Source organism: Deinococcus depolymerans (assembly GCF_039522025.1).
Classification (GTDB): domain Bacteria; phylum Deinococcota; class Deinococci; order Deinococcales; family Deinococcaceae; genus Deinococcus; species Deinococcus depolymerans.
Window position 1 is genome coordinate 1 of sequence record NZ_BAAADB010000008.1, and the last position, 21,483, is coordinate 21,483.

At 70.0% G+C, this 21,483-nt stretch carries 20 protein-coding genes; 14 read left to right on the forward strand and 6 right to left on the reverse strand.

The window, feature by feature from the left end:
- Positions 1 to 134: 134 nt before the first annotated feature.
- Both ABDZ66_RS05220 and ABDZ66_RS05225 read right to left on the reverse strand, forming a co-directional pair.
- On the reverse strand, positions 135 to 2,189 hold the full coding sequence (locus ABDZ66_RS05220) for a M3 family metallopeptidase (protein ID WP_343756868.1): 2,055 nt from the start codon (positions 2,187 to 2,189) through the stop codon (positions 135 to 137).
- Positions 2,190 to 2,307: 118 nt separating this feature from the next.
- Entirely contained in the window at positions 2,308 to 2,565 is a 258-nt protein-coding gene (locus tag ABDZ66_RS05225; protein WP_189063788.1) for a cold-shock protein, read from the reverse strand.
- Between the two features lie 190 nt (positions 2,566 to 2,755).
- Here ABDZ66_RS05225 and ABDZ66_RS05230 point away from each other — a divergent pair, with 190 nt between their 5' ends.
- The 6 genes from ABDZ66_RS05230 (at position 2,756) to ABDZ66_RS05255 (ending at position 9,160) form a co-directional block, all read left to right on the forward strand.
- Positions 2,756 to 3,253, forward strand: coding sequence for an MgtC/SapB family protein (locus ABDZ66_RS05230; protein ID WP_343756872.1), 498 nt, complete (start codon positions 2,756 to 2,758; stop codon positions 3,251 to 3,253).
- 59 nt (positions 3,254 to 3,312) lie between these two features.
- Entirely contained in the window at positions 3,313 to 3,972 is a 660-nt protein-coding gene (locus tag ABDZ66_RS05235) for a GntR family transcriptional regulator (protein ID WP_343756874.1), read from the forward strand.
- Positions 3,969 to 4,901 (forward strand): proline dehydrogenase family protein, encoded by a 933-nt coding sequence (locus ABDZ66_RS05240; protein ID WP_343756876.1) that lies wholly within the window; start codon positions 3,969 to 3,971, stop codon positions 4,899 to 4,901. The genes ABDZ66_RS05235 and ABDZ66_RS05240 overlap by 4 nt, the downstream gene beginning before the upstream one ends.
- A gap of 6 nt (positions 4,902 to 4,907) precedes the next feature.
- Positions 4,908 to 5,378, forward strand: a complete 471-nt coding sequence (locus tag ABDZ66_RS05245) for a hypothetical protein (protein ID WP_343756878.1) — start codon at positions 4,908 to 4,910, stop codon at positions 5,376 to 5,378.
- A gap of 11 nt (positions 5,379 to 5,389) precedes the next feature.
- Positions 5,390 to 6,961, forward strand: coding sequence for an L-glutamate gamma-semialdehyde dehydrogenase (gene pruA, locus ABDZ66_RS05250; RefSeq protein WP_343756880.1), 1,572 nt, complete (start codon positions 5,390 to 5,392; stop codon positions 6,959 to 6,961).
- A 432-nt stretch (positions 6,962 to 7,393) separates the two neighbouring features.
- Positions 7,394 to 9,160, forward strand: coding sequence for a S8 family serine peptidase (locus ABDZ66_RS05255; RefSeq protein WP_343756882.1), 1,767 nt, complete (start codon positions 7,394 to 7,396; stop codon positions 9,158 to 9,160).
- 370 nt (positions 9,161 to 9,530) lie between these two features.
- On the opposite strand, the gene ABDZ66_RS05260 is transcribed toward ABDZ66_RS05255, so the two are convergent.
- Complete coding sequence (locus tag ABDZ66_RS05260; RefSeq protein WP_343756884.1) at positions 9,531 to 10,874, reverse strand: phytoene desaturase family protein; 1,344 nt, start codon at positions 10,872 to 10,874, stop codon at positions 9,531 to 9,533.
- A 1-nt stretch (position 10,875) separates the two neighbouring features.
- Entirely contained in the window at positions 10,876 to 11,766 is an 891-nt protein-coding gene (locus ABDZ66_RS05265) for a UbiA family prenyltransferase (RefSeq protein ID WP_343756886.1), read from the reverse strand.
- A 99-nt stretch (positions 11,767 to 11,865) separates the two neighbouring features.
- On the opposite strand from ABDZ66_RS05265, the gene ABDZ66_RS05270 reads away from it, so the two are divergent.
- Entirely contained in the window at positions 11,866 to 12,843 is a 978-nt protein-coding gene (locus ABDZ66_RS05270; RefSeq protein WP_343756888.1) for a MerR family transcriptional regulator, read from the forward strand.
- Complete coding sequence (locus ABDZ66_RS05275) at positions 12,840 to 13,721, forward strand: complex I NDUFA9 subunit family protein (RefSeq protein WP_343756891.1); 882 nt, start codon at positions 12,840 to 12,842, stop codon at positions 13,719 to 13,721. The genes ABDZ66_RS05270 and ABDZ66_RS05275 overlap by 4 nt, the downstream gene beginning before the upstream one ends.
- Positions 13,722 to 13,902: 181 nt before the next feature.
- Here the strand turns inward: ABDZ66_RS05275 and ABDZ66_RS05280 are convergent, their stop codons facing one another.
- Both ABDZ66_RS05280 and ABDZ66_RS05285 read right to left on the reverse strand, forming a co-directional pair.
- Positions 13,903 to 14,442: a phosphoribosyltransferase family protein gene (locus ABDZ66_RS05280; protein ID WP_343756893.1), complete on the reverse strand. Its 540-nt coding sequence runs from the start codon at positions 14,440 to 14,442 to the stop codon at positions 13,903 to 13,905.
- Positions 14,443 to 14,891: 449 nt separating this feature from the next.
- Positions 14,892 to 15,425 (reverse strand): phosphoribosyltransferase family protein, encoded by a 534-nt coding sequence (locus ABDZ66_RS05285; RefSeq protein WP_343756895.1) that lies wholly within the window; start codon positions 15,423 to 15,425, stop codon positions 14,892 to 14,894.
- Positions 15,426 to 15,594: 169 nt separating this feature from the next.
- Here ABDZ66_RS05285 and ABDZ66_RS05290 point away from each other — a divergent pair, with 169 nt between their 5' ends.
- The 6 genes from ABDZ66_RS05290 (at position 15,595) to sat (ending at position 21,418) form a co-directional block, all read left to right on the forward strand.
- Positions 15,595 to 16,626, forward strand: coding sequence for an excalibur calcium-binding domain-containing protein (locus ABDZ66_RS05290; protein WP_343756897.1), 1,032 nt, complete (start codon positions 15,595 to 15,597; stop codon positions 16,624 to 16,626).
- Between the two features lie 94 nt (positions 16,627 to 16,720).
- Entirely contained in the window at positions 16,721 to 17,173 is a 453-nt protein-coding gene (locus ABDZ66_RS05295) for a DUF4395 domain-containing protein (protein WP_343756899.1), read from the forward strand.
- A gap of 54 nt (positions 17,174 to 17,227) precedes the next feature.
- Positions 17,228 to 18,799, forward strand: coding sequence for a nitrite/sulfite reductase (locus tag ABDZ66_RS05300; protein ID WP_343756901.1), 1,572 nt, complete (start codon positions 17,228 to 17,230; stop codon positions 18,797 to 18,799).
- A complete protein-coding gene (gene cysC / locus ABDZ66_RS05305) occupies positions 18,796 to 19,335 on the forward strand; it encodes an adenylyl-sulfate kinase (RefSeq protein WP_343756903.1) in 540 nt (179 codons plus the stop codon). The genes ABDZ66_RS05300 and cysC overlap by 4 nt, the downstream gene beginning before the upstream one ends.
- Positions 19,336 to 19,468: 133 nt before the next feature.
- A complete protein-coding gene (locus ABDZ66_RS05310; protein ID WP_343756905.1) occupies positions 19,469 to 20,152 on the forward strand; it encodes a phosphoadenylyl-sulfate reductase in 684 nt (227 codons plus the stop codon).
- A 99-nt stretch (positions 20,153 to 20,251) separates the two neighbouring features.
- Positions 20,252 to 21,418, forward strand: coding sequence for a sulfate adenylyltransferase (gene sat / locus ABDZ66_RS05315; RefSeq protein WP_343756907.1), 1,167 nt, complete (start codon positions 20,252 to 20,254; stop codon positions 21,416 to 21,418).
- Positions 21,419 to 21,483: the final 65 nt, after the last annotated feature.

Consider the following 21,483-nt stretch of genomic DNA (forward strand, 5'->3'; position numbering starts at 1 on the left):
CCTCCAGCGCACACCGGCGATGGCGATTGGGCTGACCGATCGCGTTTGGACGCTGCGAGCGTGGCTGTCACGGCCTCAAGGCGTTCCCTGTCGGGCATAGTTCCAGCCAACTACCCCTTTCGCCTGTCGGCGCTTTACTCCAGCAGGCCGCTGCGGCGCAGCAGGGCGTCCGCGTCGGGGTCGCGGCCCATGAATTCACGGTACAGGTGGGCGGGGTCGGCGCTGTTGCCGCGGCTGAGGATGCTGTCCACGTAGGCGCGGCCGGTGTCGCGGTTGAAGATGCCCTCGGCGGCGAAACGGCTGAACGCGTCGGCGTCGAGAACCTCGGCCCACTTGTAGCTGTAGTACCCGGCGCCGTAGCCGACGGGACTGCTGAACAGGTGGTTGAACGCGGCGATCATCGCGTAGTGCGCGGGCAGCGGGGTGGGGTTGAAGCGGGCCATCAGGTCGCGGGCGTACGCGATGTGGTCCGTGTCGCCTTCGGGGTCGAATTCGACGTGCAGGCTCAGGTCGGTCAGGCCGAAGGAGTACTGGCGCATGGCGGCGTTCGCGGCGCGGTAGTTGCGGGCGGCGATCATGCGCTCGAACAGCGCCTGCGGGATGGGCTCGCCGGTCTGGTAGTGGCGGGCGAACAGGTCGAGCGCCTCGCGTTCCATGACCCAGTTCTCCATGATCTGGCTGGGGAGTTCCACGAAGTCCCACGGGACGTTGGTGCCGCTCAGGCTGCGGACTTCCACGCGGCTCATGGCGTGGTGCAGCAGGTGTCCGAACTCGTGGAAGACGGTCTCGACCTCACGGATGGACAGCAGGGCGGGCGTCTGGGCGTCGGGGGGCGTCATGTTGCCGCACATCAGGCCCAGGTGGGGTGCCACGCCGCGCTCGCGGGGGCCGCCGGTGATGAAGGCGTTCATCCACGCGCCGGCGCGTTTGCTGTCACGGGGGAACCAGTCGGTGTAGAAGCTCGCGACGTGGGTGCCGGTCTCGTCGTGAATGGTGTAGTAGCGGACCTCGGGGTGCCAGCCGGGGGCGGCGCTCTCGGTGACGGTGATGCCGAACACGCGCTTCGTGATCTCGAACAGGCCTTTCAGGACGCCGTCCATGGGGAAGTAGGGCCTGAGGGCTTCCTCGTCGAAGTCGTACTTCGCCTGACGCTGCTTCTCGGCCCAGTACGCGACGTCCCAGGCTTCCAGTTCGGGGGCGTCTGCGCCGACCTGCGCGCGGTGGAAGGCGCGCAGTTCCTCGTTCTCGCGTTCGAAGGCGGGGCGGGTGCGGGCGTCCAGGTCCCGTTCGAAGGCCAGGGCGCGCTCGCCGCTGCCTGCCATGCGGTCTTGCAGCACGTAGTCCGCGAAGTTCTGGAAGCCCAGCAGCTGGGCCTTCTCGCGGCGGAGTTTCAGGATCTCGCGGATCAGGGGGCGGTTGTCCCGGCCGTCCTGCTGGCCGACCCGGCTGTTGGCGAGCCACAGGTCGCGGCGCAGGTCGCGGTCGTCGGCGTACGTCAGGACCGGCAGCAGCACCGGGGCGTGCAGGGTCAGGCGGTGGCCCTCCTTCCCTCTGGCCTCCGCGTCGCGGCGGGTGGCGTCCTGCACGCGCTGCGGCACGCCCGAGAGGCGCCCGGTGGGCACGTACAGTTCGAAGGCGGCCGTCTCGTCGAGCACGTTCTTGCTGAACTGGCTGGTCACCTCGGCCAGGCGGGTGTTCAGGGCCAGCAGGCGTTCCTGCTCGGCACCCTGAAGGTCAGCGCCCTCGCGGCGGAATTCGTCGATGGTGAGCTTCAGGTGCCGGGCGCGCACGGGGTCGAGCGCGGCGGCCGCGGGCGTGGCGGCGAAGGCTTTCAGCGCGGCCCACAGGCCGGGGTGCAGGCTGAGTTTGGTGTAGAACTCGCTGGTCCTGGGCAGGATCGCCATCTTCGCGGCGTGCCATTCGGGGCTGCTGTTCACGCTGTCGAGGTGGTGGACGATGGTGTTCACGGTATCCAGCTGCTCGGTCAGGGTGTCCAGGTCGGCCATGAAGGTCGCAAAGCCGCGCTCGCCGCTGCGGGCCAGCTCCTCGAGTTTCGCCTGTGTCTGCGCGAGCAGGGTGTCCACGGCGGCCTCGGCGTGTTCGGGCGCGATGCGGTCGAAGGGAATGCGGAAGCCGACGTTCAGCAGCGGGTTGCTGACGCCGGTCGGCTCGGTCTGGGTTGCAGTCATCACTGACGAGTATAGAAGGGTGGCGTGCGGCGAATGTAGGCACATTGGCGCAGGTGCGGAGGAGATGAAAAAACCGGAGGTGCCCAGGTGGGCGCCTCCGGTCAGGGATGGTGTGGGATTACCAGCGGTCGTCGCGGCGGCCACCGCCGTACTCGCTGACGGGCGCGGCCTTGGTGACCACGATGTTCTTGGCCTGCGGGCCCTTGCCGCGCTGACCTTCTTCCACTTCGAACTCGACTTCATCGCCCTCGTTGAGCTTCTTGAAGCCGGTGCTCTGGATGGCGCTGAAGTGCGCGAACACGTCGGGGCTCCCTTCCGTCTGAATGAAACCGAAGCCCTTCTCCGCGTTAAACCATTTCACTTTACCTACAGCCATGTTCAACTCCTTAGTCTCCAAAGGCACGAAGAGACGCACAGAAACCTTGTGCGCCCCTTACTCACTGCGTACCCAGGAAAACTATGGGGTCAGTGTAGGCCCCCGCCCCCCTCTCAATTGAAAGCCGCTTCACAGTTGATAGGGGTGGTGATGGGGGGCCGGGATCAGGCTGGGGCTTAGGCTGTGTTGCATGGGTGTTCTGAGCGAGTCGCTGAGCCTGCAGCTGCAGCTGCTGTTTCCCCTGCTGGTCGCCGCGCTGCTGGGAGGGCTGGTCGGCTGGGAGCGCGAGGGACCTCGGCGCGGCGCGGGCCTGCGCACCCACATGCTGGTCGGCGTGAGCGCCGCGCTGTTCGTGGAGCTGGCCGGGCAGATGATCCGGCTGTACCTGTCGGTGGGTGGGGGCGTGCGATTCGATCTGGCCGGGGTGCTGGGCGCGGTGGTGAGTGGCGTGAGTTTCCTGGGGGCCGGCACGATCTTCTTCGCGGGGCCGGAACGGGGAACGCGCGGCCTCACCACGGCCGCGAGCCTGCTCTCGACCGCCGGGGTGGGAGTCGCCTGCGGTCTGGAGCTGTTCGTGCTGGCGGGCGGCGCGACCCTGCTCTTCCTGTTCATCCTGCGCCCGCTGCACGCCGTGGAGCGCCGCTGGCTCGCGCGGGTCCGCGACGATGGTCCGGGCATGCCGGACTGAGCGGCGGGGCAGGCCGGTCCTGCCTTGCACCGCCCACAATATTGTATACAATATCCACAATGACCTCCTTCGAGCGTCCCACCCTGGTCCGCGACGGCGTCTACGAACACCTGCGCCGCGCCGTGCTGGACGGCGACCTCGCCCCCGGCGAACGCCTGGGCGAGGTTGAACTCGGCGCGCAGCTCGGCGTGTCCCGCACCCCCATCCGCGAGGCCCTGATGCGCCTCACGCAGGACGGCCTGCTCGTCGCCGAGGCAAACAAGGGCGTGCGCGTCCGCACCCTCAGCGCCACCGAGGCCCGCGACACCTACGTCGTCCGCGAGGAACTCGACGGCCTGGCCGCCGCGCTCGCCGCGCAGCACCACACCCCCACCGACGCCGCCGCCCTGCGCGCCGCCCTGGATGACCTGCACGCCGCGCCCGGCAGCGACTACCGCGCCCAGACCCGCCTGGACCTCGCCTTCCACCGCGCCATCACGCACGCCGCGCACAACGCCGCCCTGAACGACCTGAACCGCGACCTCGAACAGCGCGTCGCGCTCATCAAGCACCAGACCCGCACGTACAACGCCCACCCGCAGACCGACGCCCAGCACGCCGCCCTGCTGGACGCCATTCTCGCCCGTGACCACGACGCCGCGCGGAACGCCGCCCGCACGCACGTCCGCACCTTCGCCGCCCTCGTCCTGAACGACCTTCAACCCAGGAGCACCCCATGATCGACCAGCTGTACCGCAAAGCCGTCCTGACCGTCGCCGGGCAGAAAACCATCGAGAACGCCGTCCGCGCCCGCGGCTGGGGCATGGCGCAGCGTTTCGTCGCCGGGGAAACCCCCCAGACCGCCATCCAGGCCGTCCACGACCTGAAGAAAGACGGCATCATGGCGAACCTCGACCTGCTGGGCGAATTCATCGAGAGCCCCGCGCAGTGCACGCAGTTCGCCGACAACGTCATCACCATGCTCGACGCCGCGCACGCCGACGGCATCACGCCCTACGTCAGCATCAAGCTCTCCAGCGTCGGCCAGGGCAAGACCGTGGATGGTGAAGACCTGGGCCTCACGAACGCCCGGCGCATCATCCGCCGCGCCAGGGAGTACGGCGGCTTCGTGTGCCTCGACATGGAAGACCACCCCCGCGTCGACCAGACCCTCATGCAGTTCCGCACCCTCGTCGGCGAGTTCGGCGGGCAGCACGTCGGCACCGTCCTCCAGAGCTACCTCTACCGCACCGAGAAGGACCGCGCCAGCCTGGACGACCTGAAACCCAACCTCCGCATCGTGAAGGGCGCGTACCTGGAACCCGAAACGGTCGCGTACCCGCAGAAAGCCGACGTGGACGCCGCCTACCGCCGCCTCGTGTACGCCCACATGAGCGCCGGGAACTACGTGAACGTCGCCACGCACGACGAGAGCATCATCCACGACGTGCAGATGTACGCCCTGGCGCACGGCATCAGCAAGGACGCCTTCGAATTCCAGATGCTGTACGGCATCCGCCGCGACCTGCAACGCAACCTCGCCGCCGCCGGGTACCGCGTCCGCGCGTACATCCCCTACGGCCGCGACTGGTACCCCTACTTCAGCCGCCGCATCGCCGAAACGCCCCGCAACGCCATGTTCGTCCTGCGCGGCATGCTCAAAGGCTGAACGAACGTGATGAACCCGCTGGGGTACATCAACCTCTTCTGGCTGCATGAGGTCCTGAATTCGGCCGTTCATGTCTCAGACGACTGGTACCGGCAGACCTATCCGGACAAGGTGGATTTTGAGATGGACAGCTACGTGCTGGCCCCGTACACCGGCAATGCGCACAGCCTCCAGGCGTTTCTGGCACATGGACTCAGACCCGTCTTCGACTCGCTGAACGACTTCCAGAAGGTTCTCGTCCTCGACTGCCTTGCGCTTCTGCTCGCCAGAGACGAGCCTTCGCTGTGGGAGAAAGTCAACTTCTTCGACACCGTCATGAGCAACCGGATCGTGCTGGCCGACGAGCCAGTGCCTCTCTTCAGAGCGTTCTTCGACGTCCTCAGCGCGGGAACGGAACCGGAACTCGCCACCTACCGGGACATTTCAGCTCCCGTATTCAACCCAGCCGACCCCATCTCGCGCTACCAATTCTGTTAAGGAGACCCACCATGATCAAAGTTCAGGAGTACCGCCCGCAGAGCTTCATCGATTTCACCAAAGAGGAAAACGTCACCGCGTATCAGGACGCCCTCAAGAAAGTCCGCGCCGAGCTGGTCGGGAAGCACTACCCGATGGTCATCAATGGCGAGCGGGTGGACACGGCGGAGAAGCTGACCAGCCTGAACCCCTGCGACACCTCGGAAGTGGTGGGAACGACGGCGAAGGCGACCATCGAGGATGCCGAGCGTGCCCTGCAGGGCGCGTGGGCGGCGTTCGAGAGCTGGAAGAAGTGGGACATGGACGCCCGCGCGCGGGTGCTGCTGAAGGCGGCCGCGATCCTGAAGCGCCGCCGCCTGGAGGCGTGCGCGCTGATGAGCATCGAGGTCGGGAAGAACTACGCCGAGGCTGACGTGGAGGTCGCGGAGGCGATCGATTTCCTGGAGTACTACGCGCGCAGCGCCATGAAGTACTCGGGCTTCGGGAGCAGCGAGACGACGTGGTTCGAGGGTGAGGAGAACGGCCTGATGAGCATTCCGCTGGGCGTGGGCGTGAGCATCAGCCCGTGGAACTTCCCGTGCGCGATCTTCATCGGGATGGCGGCCGCGCCGATCGTGGTGGGGAACTGCGTGATCGTGAAGCCCGCCGAGGACGCGGGATTGATCGCGGGGTTCATGGTGGACATCATGCTGGAGGCCGGGCTGCCCGCCGGGGTGCTGCAGTTCCTGCCCGGTGTGGGCAGGGAGATCGGGGAGTACCTGACGACGCACGCGAAGACGCGCTTCATCACGTTCACGGGGAGCCGCGCGGTGGGCCTGCACATCAACGAGGTGGCGGCGAAGGTGCAGCCCGGCCAGAAGTGGATCAAGCGCGTGATCATGGAGCTGGGCGGCAAGGACGGCATGATCGTGGACGAGACGGCCGATCTGGACGTGGCGGTGACGGCGGCGGTGCAGGGCGCGTTCGGGTTCAACGGGCAGAAGTGCAGCGCCATGAGCCGACTGATCGTGGTGGACAGCGTGTACGACGACGTGGTGAATGCCTTCGTGGAGCGCGCCGGGGCCCTGAAGGTCGGCACGGGCGAGGAGAACGCGAACGTCACGGCGGTCGTGAACCAGATGAGCTTCGACAAGATCAAAGGCTACCTGGAGATCGCGCCCGACGAGGGCAAGGTGCTGCTGGGCGGCGCGGCGACCGGCGAGGCGAACGGGAAGCAGGGGTACTACGTGCAGCCGACCATCGTGGGTGACGTGAAGCGCGAGTCGCGTCTGGCGCAGGAGGAGATCTTCGGGCCGGTCGTGTCGGTCATCCGCGCGCGGGACTGGCAGGACGCGCTGGATATCGCGAACAGCACCGAGTACGGCCTGACGGGCGGCGTGTGCAGCGCCAGCCGGGAGCGTCTGGAGCAGGCCCGCGCGGAGTTCGAGGTGGGGAACCTGTACTTCAACCGCAAGATCACCGGGGCGATCGTGGGCGTGCAGCCATTCGGCGGCTACAACATGAGCGGCACGGACAGCAAGGCGGGCGGCCCGGACTACCTGGCGAACTTCATGCAGCTGAAGACTGTGACTGAGCGCTGGTAAAGCGTCCGTCGTCCTTTCCGGAGAGGCAGCGCCGTCAGGCCGCTGCCTCTTCGCCTTGCAGGTGGGGCCTTTCCACTGCAGCCCAGCGCAGCACTTTCTGCTTGGCGTGATAGAGGCGCTGAGCATATTCAACTGCCAGCCATATGAAGATCCAATCCTCTCATGCGTAATCCGGGGAGGGGAACTGTCCGCCGGTCAGCAGACCGCACTTACCTGACCGGGCGGAGAATTGCAAGCGGAAATGCGCGAATTAACTGAACTCGGTCCAGAGCTGTCTAGCCGAGCGATCCGGGTAGACCCCGGGAGCGCATTAGTATCCGCGCCAAGCTCAATTGCAATAGCGCCTGCCGGTGAATTCCACCCCCCTGCCACACGCCCACGTGCGGCCGGAGTCGTCTTCACATCACACGGCCAGACCGCACGGAGGCACGCATGAAACTGACCCACCCCCTGCTGGCAACCACCCTCGCCCTGACCCTGGCCGCCTGCGGACAGCAGACCGCCACCGTCACCCCGGAGGCCACCAGCCCCGCCGCCATCGCACCCGCCGAGGCGGGCAGCTACCTCGTGGGCTTCCGCCAGCCGCTCAGCGCCCAGAGCCTCGGCGCGCAGGAACTCGCCGCGCAGGCCGCCGTGCAGGCCCAGGCCATCACCGCGGCCGGGGGCGTCATGACCAGCCAGTGGGCCGACATCAGCGCCGCCGCCGTCCGCCTGAGTCCCGCCGCCCTGGCGAAACTCCGCGCGAACCCCAGCGTCGAGTACATCGAGCAGGAAGCCGTGCACCGCGCCCAGGGCATGCGCAGCGGCAGCAGCGACGCCCGCCCCGCCTCCACCCTGCGCGCCCAGGGCCTGAGTGCCCAGGCGCTGTACGCGCCGAGCGGCGAGTACACCTGGGGTGACAACGCCCTGCGCGTGCCCGCCCTGCGCGCCGCCGGGTACACCGGGGCCGCCACCACCAGGGTCGCGGTGTGCGTCCTGGATACCGGCATTGACGGCAACCACCCGGAATTCCAGCGGAAACTGACGGGCTTCAAGAACTTCGTGACCACCGAAGCCAACCGCAACGACCCCTACGCCCTGAACGACGTCTCCCACCACGGCACGCACGTCGCCGGAACCGTATTCGCGCAGTACGGCGCGGGCACCGGCGCGGCCGGCCAGCAGAGCGGCATGGACCCGAACGGCGTGGTCGGCGTGGCGACCGGCGCGAACCTGTACATGGGCCGCGTGCTGGGCGACACCGGGTCGGGCAGCAGCAGCGGCATCATCAACGGCGTGAACTGGTGCACCTCCCTGCTCAAGAGCCAGGGCGGCACCGAGGACAAGGTGGTCGTGTCCATGAGCCTGGGCGGCGGCGCCCGGAGCACCACCGAGCAGCGTGCCTACACCGCCGCGTACAACAAGGGCGCCCTGATCATCGCGGCGACCGGGAACGACGGGGCGGCCGTGTCCTACCCGGCCGCGTACACCGAGGTGGTCGGCGTGGCCGCCGTGGACAGCGACCTGAACAAGGCCAGCTTCAGCAACTTCGGCACGCAGGTCGACCTGTCCGGCCCCGGCGTGGCGGTCCTGAGCAGCGTGCCGCTCGGGCAGGGCACCGCCGCGAGCGCCTCGGGCGGCGGCGTGACCTTCAGCAACGTGCAGGCCGCCGACAAGACCGGCCGTGGCAGCTTCACCGGGAACGTCGTGAAGGCCGGCGACGGCACCGGCACGGCCGGCGCGAACGAATTCTGCGGCACCAGCACCCGCAACAGCGCCCTGGCCGGGAACATCGCCCTGATCGCCCGCGGCACCTGCTCCTTCGAGGAGAAGACCGCGAACGCCGTCGCCAGCGGCGCCAAGGGCGTCATGATCTACAACAACGCCGCCGGGGCGCTGGGCATGACCCTCACGAACACCTACACCGTGCCTGTCGTCGGCATCCAGCAGGCCGACGGGCAGGCCCTGCTGACCAAGCTCCCCACCACCGGCACGGTCGCCGTGACCGGCGCCGACTACGAGTACCTCGACGGGACCAGCATGGCCACCCCGCACGTCAGCGCCGCCGCCGCCGTCGTCTGGGCCGCCAAACCCACCCTCACGAACACCGGACTGCTGAACCTGCTGACCAGCACCGCCAAGGACCTCGGCGCCGCCGGGAAGGACAACAACTTCGGCTACGGCCTCGTGGACCCCTACAAGGCCATCACCGGCCAGTAATGCGGACTCCGATTGAAGGGGCTGCAAAGCCCGCTGGGTCCGAGCGAAGCGAGTGGGAGCTGGGCGGGTTCCGGACGTGGAGGCGGCAATCCGGTGAAGTTCCGGATTGTCGGCGAAACAAACGGAATCCGTATCATACGGACTCGGCTTGAACGGTTGACCCACACCGCTCAAGCCGGGCGGAGCGACCCGGAGAGCGACCCCGCAAAGTCCGAGCAAAGGAGGACTGTCGGGCGTGGAGTGGGCAACCCGGTGGTGTTCCGGGTCGTGAACAGACCGTACGGCAGTCCGTAGACCCCCTCGGCGCGACCGGCACCCCTTCCACATGGAGGGGGTGCCTCCTGTGGGTCCGGCGGGCTGGCAGGGACGCCTACCAGCCCGCCTCGCGCAGCAGGCGGTCCACGATCAGCGCGCCGCCCAGGATGGCGGGCAGGCCGCCGCCGGGATGCACGCCGGTGCCGACCTGCCAGAGCGTGGGCGACAGGCGGTACGGCTGCGGGTGCAGCGGCCCGCCGCGCCAGGCAGGCAGGGCCGCGCCGTAGATCGCGCCGCCCGGATGGCCGCCCCGCGCGTAGTGCGCGGGCGTCAGGGTGAACGTGTCGAGGGCGCAGTCCAGCAGGCCGGGCACGTTCAGGGTGCGTTCCACGCGCCGCAACTGCGCCCGGACCCAGGGGTGGTCGGCGGTCAGGGAGCGGCCGGTGGGGGGCGCGGTCAGCAGCACGGCGAGGCGCGGGCCGTCCGCATGAACGAGCGCCAGGGTGGTCTCCGGGAGGGCCCCGACGCGCAGCGCAGCCCGGAAGCTCCGGAAGGACTCCGGCGGGAGGACACTGGTGGCGGGCAGCGCGGCGGGAGCGGGCAGCGCGGCGTACAGGGCGACGCCACTGACCGTGCGGGGACCGGGCCGGGGCGAGTTCCCGCGCAGCCGGGCGAGACGGGCCGGGTCGATGGCACTGACGGTCAGGTCGTGCCGGCAGACCTCTCCCCCGTCCAGGGTGAGGGTGCTGCCGGTCAGTGCGCGGACGCCCACGCCCTCGCGGAGGGTCACGCCGCGCGCCTCGCCGAAACCGCGCAGGGCGTCCAGCAGCGCGCCCATCCCCCCGGCGGGCCGGTATACCCGGTCGCCCACCAGCGCCGGGATCAGCGCGTACAGGGCCGGAGCGTCGGCCGGACTGAGGCCCGCGTTCAGGGCGTGCGTGGCGAGCGCGTGTTCCAGCGCGGGCGGCAGGGTGCGGGCGCGCAGCCACGCAGCGGCGCTGGCGTGCGGGCCGGTCACGCGCAGCAGCGCCGCCGACGCCCGCAGGAACGCCGGGTCGTTCAGGCGCGGCGGGGTGGTCAGCAGCGTGGTCAGGTGCGCCCGCAGCGGGTGGGCGGCCTGCACGTACCGCTGCCAGTGCGGGAACAGCGCATGCCGGGGCGGCACGGGCAGCGGCACCGGTCCGTGCGGGGTGTGGTGCACGCCCAGCGCGCCCGGCAGCGGGCGAAGGTCGAGCGGGTCGGGTTCGTGCAGGCGGTTCAGGACGGCGTGCCACACGTCCGGGAAGGTGAAGAGGCTGGGGCCGGTGTCGAAGCGCAGGCCGCCCGCCTGTTCGCGGCGCAGCTTGCCGCCCGCGCGGTCCTGTTCGTACACGGTGACCGCGTGTCCACGCGCGGCCAGCAGGGCGGCCAGGGTCAGTCCGGCGATCCCGCCCCCCAGGATGCCGACGGTGCGGGTCACCTCAGAAGCCGGCCCACTGGCCGCGTGCGAGGAGGTACACGAGCTGCACGCCCGCCACCGCGCCGACGATCCAGGGGGTGACGATACTCAGCGGGTACAGCCGCGCGGCCTGTTCCGGGGTGGGGCGGCGCAGCAGCCTGAGGGCCATGCCGCCGCAGGTCAGCAGCAGCGCCAGCGCGGTCAGGCCCGACGCGGGCAGCAGCAGCGCCGCCGCGAGGACGAACCACGCCAGGGCGTAGGCGGCGGCGCCGCGTACACCCAGGGTGGTGGCGACGGTGCGGGTTCCGGCGGCGCGGTCGGCGGGAATGTCCTGCGCGGCATCGAAGGCGTGCTTCCCGACCGAGTAGCTCATGAGGGCCAGCAGCGGCCCCCACGGGACGGGCGTGCCGAGGGCCAGCGCGGGCAGCGCGAGCGGCAGGGCGTAGGCGACGTTGCTCAGGCCGTCCAGGAACGGGCGGGCCTTCAGGCGCAGCGGCGGGAGGCTGTACGCGGTGAACAGCAGCGCCGCCGTCAGCAGCAGCAGCGTGGCCGGGAGTGGCAGCAGCGCGCTCAGCAGGGCCAGGAGGGGGACGTTCCACCAGAGGGTGGCGCGCAGCAGCGGCGCGGCCTCCTGCGCCCTCAGGCGCGCGCCCTGCCAGCCCCCCTTGCGGGACGAGCGGGCGTCCTCCTCCTGGTCCCACAGGTCGTTCAGGCCGTAGATCAGCAGGTTGAACGGCAGCGTCAGGTACGCCAGCAGCGCCAGCAGTCCGGCGTCCAGGGTGTACAGGCGGCCCGTGAGCCACACGCCCGTGACCAGCGTTCCCACCGTGTTCACCCACAGCGCGGGCCGGGACACGGTCAGCAGTCGCCGCAGCGGCAGGCGGAGGGTTCGGGGGGTGACGGCGCCTGACATGAGCAGTCCGCATTGTAGGCACGGGCCCGGCCGGGCAGATGACCCTTGGGCGTAATCCTTACCATCCGTCCGCCCGGCGGGGCGCCACAATGGAGCGAGATGAAGCCCACTGCCGGACGGTCCCAGACCGGAATGTTCACCGCCTCGGAAGTCGAGGCGCAGACCGGCGTTCCCGCCACCACCCTGCGCCAGTGGGAACGCCGTTACGGCTTCCCGCACCCCAGCCGCAACGCCAGCGGTTACCGCCTGTACTCGCCCGAGGACGTGGCCGCCATCCAGTACATGCAGTCACAGCTGCAGTCGGGCGTGCCGGCCGGCCGGGCGGCCGAACTGACCCTGCAGGCCATGACGGCCGGCAGCGGTCCGGCTGCGCCCACCGACCGGGCCGCGCCCGAGCCGCCCGGCGGCCGCAGCGGCCCGCAGTGGTCGGCGCTGCTGACGCAGGCCCTGATCGATTCCGACACCGACCGCGCGGCGGCCGTCCTGTCGGAAGTGCACGCGCAGATGCCGGTCGAACTGGTCATGACCGACGTGATCAGCCCCACCATGATCGAGATCGGCGCGCGCTGGGAACGCGGGGAGATCACGGTCGCGCACGAGCATCAGGCGACCGCGTTCCTGCGTTCCCGCATCTCCGGCCTGATGGACGTGGCGGGCGTGCAGGCGGGGTTCGGGCCGCTGGTCGTGGCGGCCTGCGCCCCGCAGGAACAGCATGAGCTGGGCCTGATGATGCTGACGCTGGCGCTGCGCCGCCGGGGCGTGCGGGTGGCGTACCTGGGCGCGAACGTCCCGCTGGGCGACCTGGCGGTGTATGCCCGGCAGCGCAACGCCAGCGCGGTCCTGCTGGCCCTGAACGGCCCCTGGGCGCTGGACGCCACGCTGGAGCACCGCCGCGACCTGGACGGCCTGCAGGTGCCACTGTTCGTGGGCGGCGCGCTGCTCAACAGCCAGCCGCACCTGGCCCGCACCCTCGGCGGCGAGTACGCCGGTCCCGACGCGCCCAGCGCCGCGCAGCAGATCGCCGCCACGCTGCTGGGCGGCGTCCCCCCCCGCCCCTCACCTGGAGGTTCAGCATGAATGTACTTGTCACGGGAGCCAGCGGCTTCGTCGGAAAGGCCGTCGTGGCCGAACTGCTCAGGCGTGGTCACACTGTCGCGGCCGGCAGCCGCCGCGGCGGGAACGTGGGCGGCGCGACCGGCGTGCCGCTGGACGTCACGGACCCCGGCAGCGTGCAGCGCGCCGTGGGGCAGACCGACCCGCAGGTGGTCGTGCATCTGGTGGGCATCATTGCCGAGAAGGGCGACCAGACCTTCGCGCGCGTGCATGTGGACGGCACCCGGAACGTGCTGGCCGCCACGCCCAGGCACGCGCGGTACGTGCACATGAGCGCGCTGGGTGCGCGGCCCGGCAGTGGCAGCGCCTATTCCAGCAGCAAGGCGCAGGCCGAGGCGCTCGTGCGGGCCAGCGGTCTGAACTGGACGGTGTTCCAGCCCAGCCTGATCTTCGGTCCCGGTGACGACTTCTTCGGGCGGGTGCTGCGGGAACTCGTGAGCGCCGCGCCGGTCGTGCCGCAGATCGGGGACGGCCGCTTCCCGTTCCGGCCGGTCAGCGTGCAGGACGTCGCGCAGGCCTTCGCGGCGGCGGCGGAATCGGACGTGGGCGCCGGGCAGACCCTCGTCCTGACCGGCCCGCAGGAATTCACGTTCCGGCAGCTGCTGGAACTGGAACTCGCGGCCCTGAACCGCAAGAAACCCATCCTGCCGGTCCCGCTGGCGCTGATGGACCTGGCGGTCCCGCTGATGCAGGTCCTGCCGAACCCGCCGATCACCCGTGACCAGTACGCCATGTTGAAAGAGGGGAACACGGCGCCCAACGAACCGGCCCGCACGCTGTTCGACCTGCCCATGCGCCGCCTGCAGGACGACCTGCCGGGCCTGCTGCGCGGGGCCCACTGACCCGGACCGCCCGGCAGGGCCTGCGGACTGCCGCCTGTCTCGTTCACTTCCGCCCGCGCGGGAGGTGGCCCGCTCCACGCCCGGCAGTGCCCGGCAGTCCTCTCTGCTCGCACGCTGCGGGGCCGCTCCGATACGGACGCCGGTTGAGCGGGGTTTGCCTCCCGTTCAACCGGCGTCGGGACTACAGGGAGCGGGGCAGGTCCTGAAGGGCCGTGACCGGCATGGGCGGGTTGCCCTGCCGGAACGCGGCGAGGTACCCGGTGACGGTCCCGCCGGCGCGTTCCACCAGTCGCGCCAGCGCCTGCGCCGTCCCGCCGGACGCCACGACGTCCTGCACGATGGCCACCTGCCGGCCGCGCAGGCGTTCGGCGTGCGGGCCGTCCAGCCAGAGGGTTTCGGTGACGCCCAGGGTCATGCTGGGCACCTCCTGGATCAGCGGGGACTGCATGTAGGTGCGGCGTTTCTTGCGGGCGCAGACGTACGGCAGGCCGCTGCGGTCGCTCAGTTCGTGCGTGAGCGGCAGGGCGTTCGTGACGACGGTCAGCAGCACCTCGGTCTGCGGGGGGATCAGGGCGACCATCTCCTGCGCGGCGGCGTTCGTGAAGGCGCTGTCACCGATGAATTCCACCAGTGGCACGCGGCCCAGGTTTCCGGCGCGGACGGTGGGCAGGGTGCGTTCCAGACTGCCGATCCTGACGGTCAGTTCGTTCGGGTTGTTCATGGCCCACACCCTATCCTGCCCGCGTGCGGGGACTTTCAGGTCCGCCCGGCCGGCACGCGCGGTGTCCAGCCCGGCGGAACGCGGGAGCCGGCCAACGGAGCGGGCCGCCGCCCCCACCGGAACGGGAACGGCGGCCCGCGGCGCGGCGACGCTCATACGGACGGCCGCGTGGTCCGTTCACCCCCAGGGACAGCACCGGGTTGCCAAGGTCACGCCCGACAGTTCTCTCTGGTCTCACGCTGCGGAGCAGCTCTCCGGGTCGCATCCGCCCGGATTGAACGGCTTACAAAGCCGTTCAATCAGAGTCCGTATCATACGGATTCCGTTTATTTCGTTGACAGATCGGAACACCACCGATCTGCCAACTCCACGTCCGGAGGGGCGTTTCTCTCCTACTCGCATTCGCTCGGATTGAATGGTCTTTGCAGCCCATTCAATCGGAGTCCGTATCAGTTCTCGAACAGGGGCAGGTGCCCCAGCGCGGTCACTTCCGGGCGTTCCTGTCCCTCGGTGAACACGGCCACGACCGCCGCGACTTCCCCGCCGACCTCCTCGATGATCTGACGGATGGAGTGCAGGGTACCGCCGCTGGACACCACGTCGTCCACGATGGCGACCTTGCGGCCCCGGATCTTCTGCACGTCGAAGCCGTCCAGGACCAGCAGCTGCGGTTTGCCGGTCGTGATGCTGACCACCTCGCGCGCCACCGGGTCCACCATGTACGGCTTCTGCGTCTTGCGGATCACGATGTACGGCTTGCCACTCTCGCGGCTGATGACATGCGCGAGGCTCAGCGCCTTGACTTCCGGCGTGACCAGCACGTCGATATCGGCGGGCAGCAGGCGGGCCAGTTCGGCGCCGGCGGCCTCGGTGACCTCGGTGTCACCCAGCATGTTGAACAGGGCGACGCTGACACCGGGGGCCACGGGAACGATGGGAAGGTCGCGGGTCACGGCGCCCACTTGAACTTTGAACGTGTTCACTCTGAGCAGTGTAGAGCATCGGCCGCTCTCCCCACCCCCGGACCGCCCGGCCGGACCCGCCCGATTCGGCGTTCAGCGCAGCGAAAACAGGGCCGCGGCGGGTGCGCGGAACGCCACCTGCGCCCGGACGGTCACCCTGCGCGGCCGGACGGTGGCCTAGAGTGGAGAGGTGCGCGCCCCTTCCCGGTGGTTCTCTCTGCGGTTTCCACTCACGCCCGGCCGGTGGGGCCGGGGGCGAGCGGCTTTCCTGCGCGGCCTGCTGGCCGGGCTGCTGTGCGGGCTGACCGTGGCCGGGGCCGCGCCGGCCCAGTCGCCTTTCCAGATCGAGCTGCGCCTGCTGGGCCGCCCGCTGACCGCCGGGCAACAGGCGACGGTCCGCGAGGCGGCCCGGCAGGTGTCGGGCCTGATCGCCTCGCCGTTCGTGCCGGTGCGGGTGAACATCCCGGCCGGGGACTGTGACCGGCGGCTGCCGGCCGTGCAGGGCACCGTGCGGAACCTGATCGTGTTCGTGGTCGTCCGGGACCTCGGTGACGACGTGTACGCGACCGGGATGCCCTGCGACCTGCAGGACCGCACGTACCTGCCCATCTACGGGGTGGTGGACCTCAACAGCCGCGGCCTGACGGACCTGCCGCGCGTGGACCTGCTGGACACCATGCTCCATGAGCTGCTGCACGTGCTGGGCGTGGGCACGCTCTGGGAGGCGGACTCCCGCGTGTCCCGCAACGGCGAGACGGATGGACGGTCCTTCATTCGCCGCGACGGGCGCAGCCTGGTGTATACCGCGCCGCGTGCCGTGGCGGCGTACCGGGCGCTGGGGGGGCGGGGCCGCGGGATTCCGCTGGACCCGGACGGCGGCCACTGGGACGGGAGGGCCGTGTGCGCCGAGATTCTGTCCGGCTCGGCGGGGAATTTCACGGGTCGGGTGAATCCGGTCAGTCCGGTCACGCTGGCGGCGCTGGAGGACCTGGGGTACCGGGTCAATCTGCTGGCGGCCAGCCGGTACGCCCTGCCACGGGGCTCCTGCGCCGCGCAGCTGAGGGACGGGTCCGGGCCGCTGTGGGTCCCGACCGGCGGGTTCGCGGGGTGCGCCGCGGCCCGCAGTGCCGGCGCGACCCTGCCCCTGCGGCGGGGTGAGCCGGCGTACCGTCCGGAGCTGGACGGGGACGGCGACGGGCTGGCCTGTGAGGGTGGACGGTAGCGGGACGCCGGGTGACGGGCGTGTGGGGTGGGTGAAGCACCTGTCTGGATAGTTGACTTGTTTTGTCGCCCATAAAGGTTTACCTTTTTTGTCAATGATTGCCTCCGCCCCCACCCACCAGCCGGCCCGCACGGACCTCAGCGCCCTGAAATTCAACCAGCTGACCGTGGTGTTCGTGACGCTGCTGGCCGTGATCCTGACCCTCCCGGCCCTCACGCTGATCCTGGGCGCGGCCATGCTGATCGGCGCCGCGCAGCCCCACCTCTCCCCCATGCGGGCCGCCTACCGCCTGCTCGGCCGCCCGCTGGGCCTGCAGCCCGAGGTCGTGGACGAGGACCCCCGCGCGCATCACTTCGCGCAGGGCGTGGGCGGCACCTTCCTGCTGGCCTCCGCCGCGTTCACCCTGGCTGGCCTGCCGCTCGTGGGGGCGCTGCTGGGCGTCGCCGTGATCGCACTGGCCGTCCTGAACCTCTCCCAGAAGATCTGCGTGGGCTGCATCATGTACTTCCAGTACCGCCGTCTGCGCTACCGCTTCCTCGGCCGCTGACGTCCGGACCGACCAGATCCCACCCGCGCGCCGCGCCGACCAAAAGGACCCACCATGAGCGACATTGAAGCCCTGAAGAAAGAAGTGCCCCCGTTCCAGATCTTCGACCTGATCCCCCAGTACGCCGAGCAGGGCTTCATCGACCCCGAGCGGATCGACCTGCTCAAGTGGGCCGGGGTGTACCCGCAGCGCCCGCAGGAGGACGGCTTCCTGATGATGCGCGTGCGCGTGCCCGCCGCCGAGTTTTCCAGCGCCACCATGCGCGAGGTGGCGAACATCGCCGAGGAGTACGGCCGGGGCTTCCTGGACGTCACGGACCGTCAGGCGTTCCAGTTCCACTGGCTGACCATTCAGGACATTCCCCGGATCTTCGAGCGGCTGGAACCGCTGGGCCTGCACCCCAAGGGAGCGTGCGGCGACACCGTGCGCGCCGTGATCGCCAGCCCCCTGGCCGGCCTGGACGCCCGCGAGATCATCGACGTGCGCCCCCTGGCCCACGCCATGGAAGGCACCCTGACCGGCAATCCCGATTTCCAGGACCTGCCGCGCAAGTTCAAGATGAGCATCACGGCGGTGCCGGAACTCGAAGGCATCCACATGATCAACGACATCGGCTTCCTGGCACACAGGGTGAACGGCGAGGTCGGGTTCGACGTGTGGGTGGGCGGCGGTCTGGGTGCCGTGGCGCACCTGTCCAGGCGCCTGGGCGTGTTCATCCGCCCCGAGGAGGTCGTGGCGGTCGGGCAGGCCATCACCGCCGCGTACCGCGACCACGGCTACCGCCAGAACCGCAAGAAGAGCCGCCTGAAGTTCCTGATCAAGGACCTGGGCGTCGAGAAGTTCCGCGAGATCGTCGAGAACGACTACCTGGGCCGCAGGTTGCAGGACGGCCCCGCCGCGCCCGTCGCGCGGTTCGGCGGGAACGACGTGCTGGGCGTGAACCCGCAGGCGGACGGCCTGAACTACGTGGTCGTGGCGACCACCGTGGGCCGCATCGACCCCACCAAGGCCCGCGTCCTGGCCGATCTGGCCGACCGCTACGGCAAGGGCGTGCTGCGCACCACCGCGTTCCAGAACATGGTGATCCCCCACGTCGCCTCTGAGAACGTCGAGGCCCTGAGCGCCGAGCTGGCCGCCATCGAACTCGCGCCGAAGGCGACCATCCGGGGCACGACCATCGCCTGCACCGGCAACCAGTTCTGCCGCCTCGCGCTGACCGAGACGAAGGCCCGCACCGCCGATCTGGTCGATCACCTCGAACCGCTGACGCTGGCGATGGACGTGCCGTTCACCATCAACCTGACCGGGTGCAGCAACGCCTGCACGCGCTACCAGGTGGCCGACCTGGGCTTCATGGGCGCGAACAAGACCGACAAGGACGGCACCGTCCACGAGGTCTTCAACGTGCACCTGGCCGGGAGCATCGGACAGGCGCAGCGCACCGGCACCAAACTGAAGGGCGCGGTGCCCGCCGAGCAGCTGAACGCGTACGCGGCGGCCGTGCTGGCCGGGTTCCAGGCGAACAAACTGCCGGGCGAGAGCTTCGTGGAGTACGCCGACCGCACCGGGCACGAGCACTTCGCGCCGGACGCCGTGCTGGGCGCGCGTGAGGCGGTCACCGCATGACCGCCTTGGCCGAGCAGCAGGCTGTCGGGACGGGCCGCGTGGTGTGGCTGACCGGCCTGAGCGGCGCGGGCAAGAGCACCCTGGCAAGCGCCCTGCACGAGGAACTGCTGGCGCGTGGCGTGGCCGTCGAACTGCTCGACGGCGACGCGGTGCGCGAGAACCTCAGCAAGGGGCTGGGCTTCTCGAAGGCCGACCGGGACACGAACGTGCGCCGCATCGGCTTCGTGGCGGGCCTGCTCGCCAGACACGGCGTGACGGTGCTCGTCAGCGCGATCAGCCCCTACGCCGACACGCGCCGCGAGGTGCTGGACAGCCTGCCGAACGCGCTGGAGGTCTTCGTGGACGCCCCGCTGGACGTCGTGACGGCGCGGGACGTGAAGGGCCTGTACCTGAAGGCCATCGCCGGGGAGATCCCGCACTTCACCGGGGTCAGCGACCCCTACGAGGCGCCCGAGAGCCCGGACCTGCACCTGCGTACCGACCGCATCAGCGTCGAGGACGGCGTGCGGCAGCTGCTGGAGAAACTGGGCGTATGAGGCGGAGTCCGTCTGTTGCGTTGACAACCCGGAACACCGCCGGGTTGCCCACTCCACGTCCGGACGCCGCCCGACTCCTGCTCGCATCCGCTCGGGTGGAACAGTCCTGGCGAACCATTCCACCGGAGTCTGCGTGACCGCCACCTCGCCCCGACCCGGCTTCACGCCGGACAGCGACCCGCTGGACGTGATCCGCTGGACGCTGGAGGCGCACGGTGATGTGCTGATGCCCAGCGCGTTCAACCTGAACGGCGTGGTACTGCTCGATCTGGCCGTGAAGGCCGGGTACCGGGGCGAGGTGGTGTTCGTGGACACCGGGTACCACTTCCCCGAGACGCTGGCGACCCGCGACCGGCTGGCCGCCCGCTACCCGGAACTGACGTTCGTGACCCTGAACGACGGCGCGAGTCCCGAGGACGGGCAGACCGACCCGGCGCTGTATTCAAACGACCCGGACGCCTGCTGCGCGGTGCGGAAGGTCGCGCCTCTCCAGGCGTACCTGCGCGAGCGGGCCCCGTCGGCGCTGCTGAACGCCCGCAGCCGCGATCAGGCGAGCACCCGCGCGGACATTCCGTTCATCGAGGACGGCGCGCGTGTGAAGGTGAACCCGCTGGCCCACTGGACGCGCGAGATGCTGGAAACCTACGCGCGGGAGCAGGACCTGCCGGTGAACCCGCTGTACTGGGACGGGTTCCTGAGCGTGGGTTGCTGGACGTGCACGCGCGCCGTGCGTCCCGGCGAGGACGCCCGCGCGGGCCGCTGGGCCGGGAAGGGCAAGACCGAGTGCGGCCTGTGGGCCGGGGAGAACAGGCTGTGACGCGCCGCTGTTGACGCCCGACCATCTGTCCGCCGCCCGAGTTCCGAGCGGCTTTTCCTGCCCCGAATAGTTGAGTCTTTTCATCAAGAGGTCCGACCCATGACGATCCTGCTGCCCACCACCTCCACCCTCCCCAGCCCCCTCGGCGGCACCCTCGTCAACGGCGTGCGCCGCGCCGGACACGACTTCGACCCGGCGGAACTCGCCGCGCTGCCCCGCCTGAGCATCAGCGAGCGCACCCTGGCCGACCTGGAGATGCTCGCCACCGGCGCGTACTCCCCCCTGACCGGCTTCGTGAACGAGGCGGACTACCTCTCGGTCATCGAGCGGCTGCGCCTCGCGGACGGTACCCCCTGGAGCATCCCGATCACGCTGCCCGTGGATGCCGGGCACGCCGGGCTGCGCGGGCGCGTGGTCCTGAGCTTCGAGGGTCAGGACGTGGGCTGGGTGGACGTGCAGGAGGCGTACGCGGCCCGCAAGGCCTGGGAGGCGCGCGAGGTGTACCGCACCGAGGACGAGACGCACCCCGGCGTGGCCGCGCTGTACGCGCAGGGTGACTTCAACCTGGCCGGGCCGGTGGCGCTGTTCGAGGTGCCCCGCGGCGCCTTCCCCCGCCACCACCGCACGCCCGCCGAGGTGCGCGAGGTGATCGAGGCGCGCGGCTGGCGCTCCACGGTGGCGTTCCAGACCCGCAACCCGATCCACCGCGCGCACGAGTACCTGCAGAAGGTGGCGCTGGAACTCGTGGACGGGCTGCTGCTGCACCCGCTGGTGGGCACCACCAAGGGCGACGACGTGCCCGCCGACACCCGCGTGCAGGCGTACGAGGTGCTGCTGGAGAAGTACTACCCGCAGGCCCGCACGCTGCTCAGCGTGTACCCGGCGGCCATGCGCTACGCCGGGCCGCGCGAGGCGATCCTGCACGCCCTGTCGCGGCGCAACTACGGCGTGACGCACTTCATCGTGGGCCGCGACCACGCGGGCGTCGGCAGCTACTACGGCACGTACGACGCGCAGGAGATCTTCAGCGCGTACACGCCAGGGGAACTGGGCATCCAGATCCTGAAGTTCGAGCACACCTTCTACTGCAACTCCTGCGGGCAGCTCGTCAGCCCCCGCACCTGCCCGCACGACAGCTCGCATCACCTCGTGCTGAGCGGCACGCGGGTCCGCGAGAAGCTGCGCGCCGGGGAGAACCTGCCCGCCGAGTTCACCCGGCCCGAGGTGGCCGAGGTGCTGCGCGCCGCGTACGCCGACCGGGCGTAAACCACGAGCTGAAGGAACCCTGAAGGGACGGTGGGCGCCGTCACACGCACGCGCCCCCCGTCCCG

Coding starts and splice junctions, on each gene's coding strand:
- ABDZ66_RS05275 (WP_343756891.1), top strand. CDS start 12,840: ATGAATGTACTTGTCACGGGAGCCAGCGGCTTCGTCGGAAAGGCCGTC.
- ABDZ66_RS05255 (WP_343756882.1), top strand. CDS start 7,394: ATGAAACTGACCCACCCCCTGCTGGCAACCACCCTCGCCCTGACCCTG.
- ABDZ66_RS05295 (WP_343756899.1), top strand. CDS start 16,721: ATGATTGCCTCCGCCCCCACCCACCAGCCGGCCCGCACGGACCTCAGC.
- ABDZ66_RS05235 (WP_343756874.1), top strand. CDS start 3,313: ATGACCTCCTTCGAGCGTCCCACCCTGGTCCGCGACGGCGTCTACGAA.
- cysC (WP_343756903.1), top strand. CDS start 18,796: ATGACCGCCTTGGCCGAGCAGCAGGCTGTCGGGACGGGCCGCGTGGTG.
- ABDZ66_RS05280 (WP_343756893.1), bottom strand. CDS start 14,442: ATGAACAACCCGAACGAACTGACCGTCAGGATCGGCAGTCTGGAACGC.
- sat (WP_343756907.1), top strand. CDS start 20,252: ATGACGATCCTGCTGCCCACCACCTCCACCCTCCCCAGCCCCCTCGGC.
- ABDZ66_RS05265 (WP_343756886.1), bottom strand. CDS start 11,766: ATGTCAGGCGCCGTCACCCCCCGAACCCTCCGCCTGCCGCTGCGGCGA.
- pruA (WP_343756880.1), top strand. CDS start 5,390: ATGATCAAAGTTCAGGAGTACCGCCCGCAGAGCTTCATCGATTTCACC.
- ABDZ66_RS05270 (WP_343756888.1), top strand. CDS start 11,866: ATGAAGCCCACTGCCGGACGGTCCCAGACCGGAATGTTCACCGCCTCG.
- ABDZ66_RS05220 (WP_343756868.1), bottom strand. CDS start 2,189: ATGACTGCAACCCAGACCGAGCCGACCGGCGTCAGCAACCCGCTGCTG.
- ABDZ66_RS05300 (WP_343756901.1), top strand. CDS start 17,228: ATGAGCGACATTGAAGCCCTGAAGAAAGAAGTGCCCCCGTTCCAGATC.
- ABDZ66_RS05240 (WP_343756876.1), top strand. CDS start 3,969: ATGATCGACCAGCTGTACCGCAAAGCCGTCCTGACCGTCGCCGGGCAG.
- ABDZ66_RS05225 (WP_189063788.1), bottom strand. CDS start 2,565: ATGGCTGTAGGTAAAGTGAAATGGTTTAACGCGGAGAAGGGCTTCGGT.
- ABDZ66_RS05230 (WP_343756872.1), top strand. CDS start 2,756: ATGGGTGTTCTGAGCGAGTCGCTGAGCCTGCAGCTGCAGCTGCTGTTT.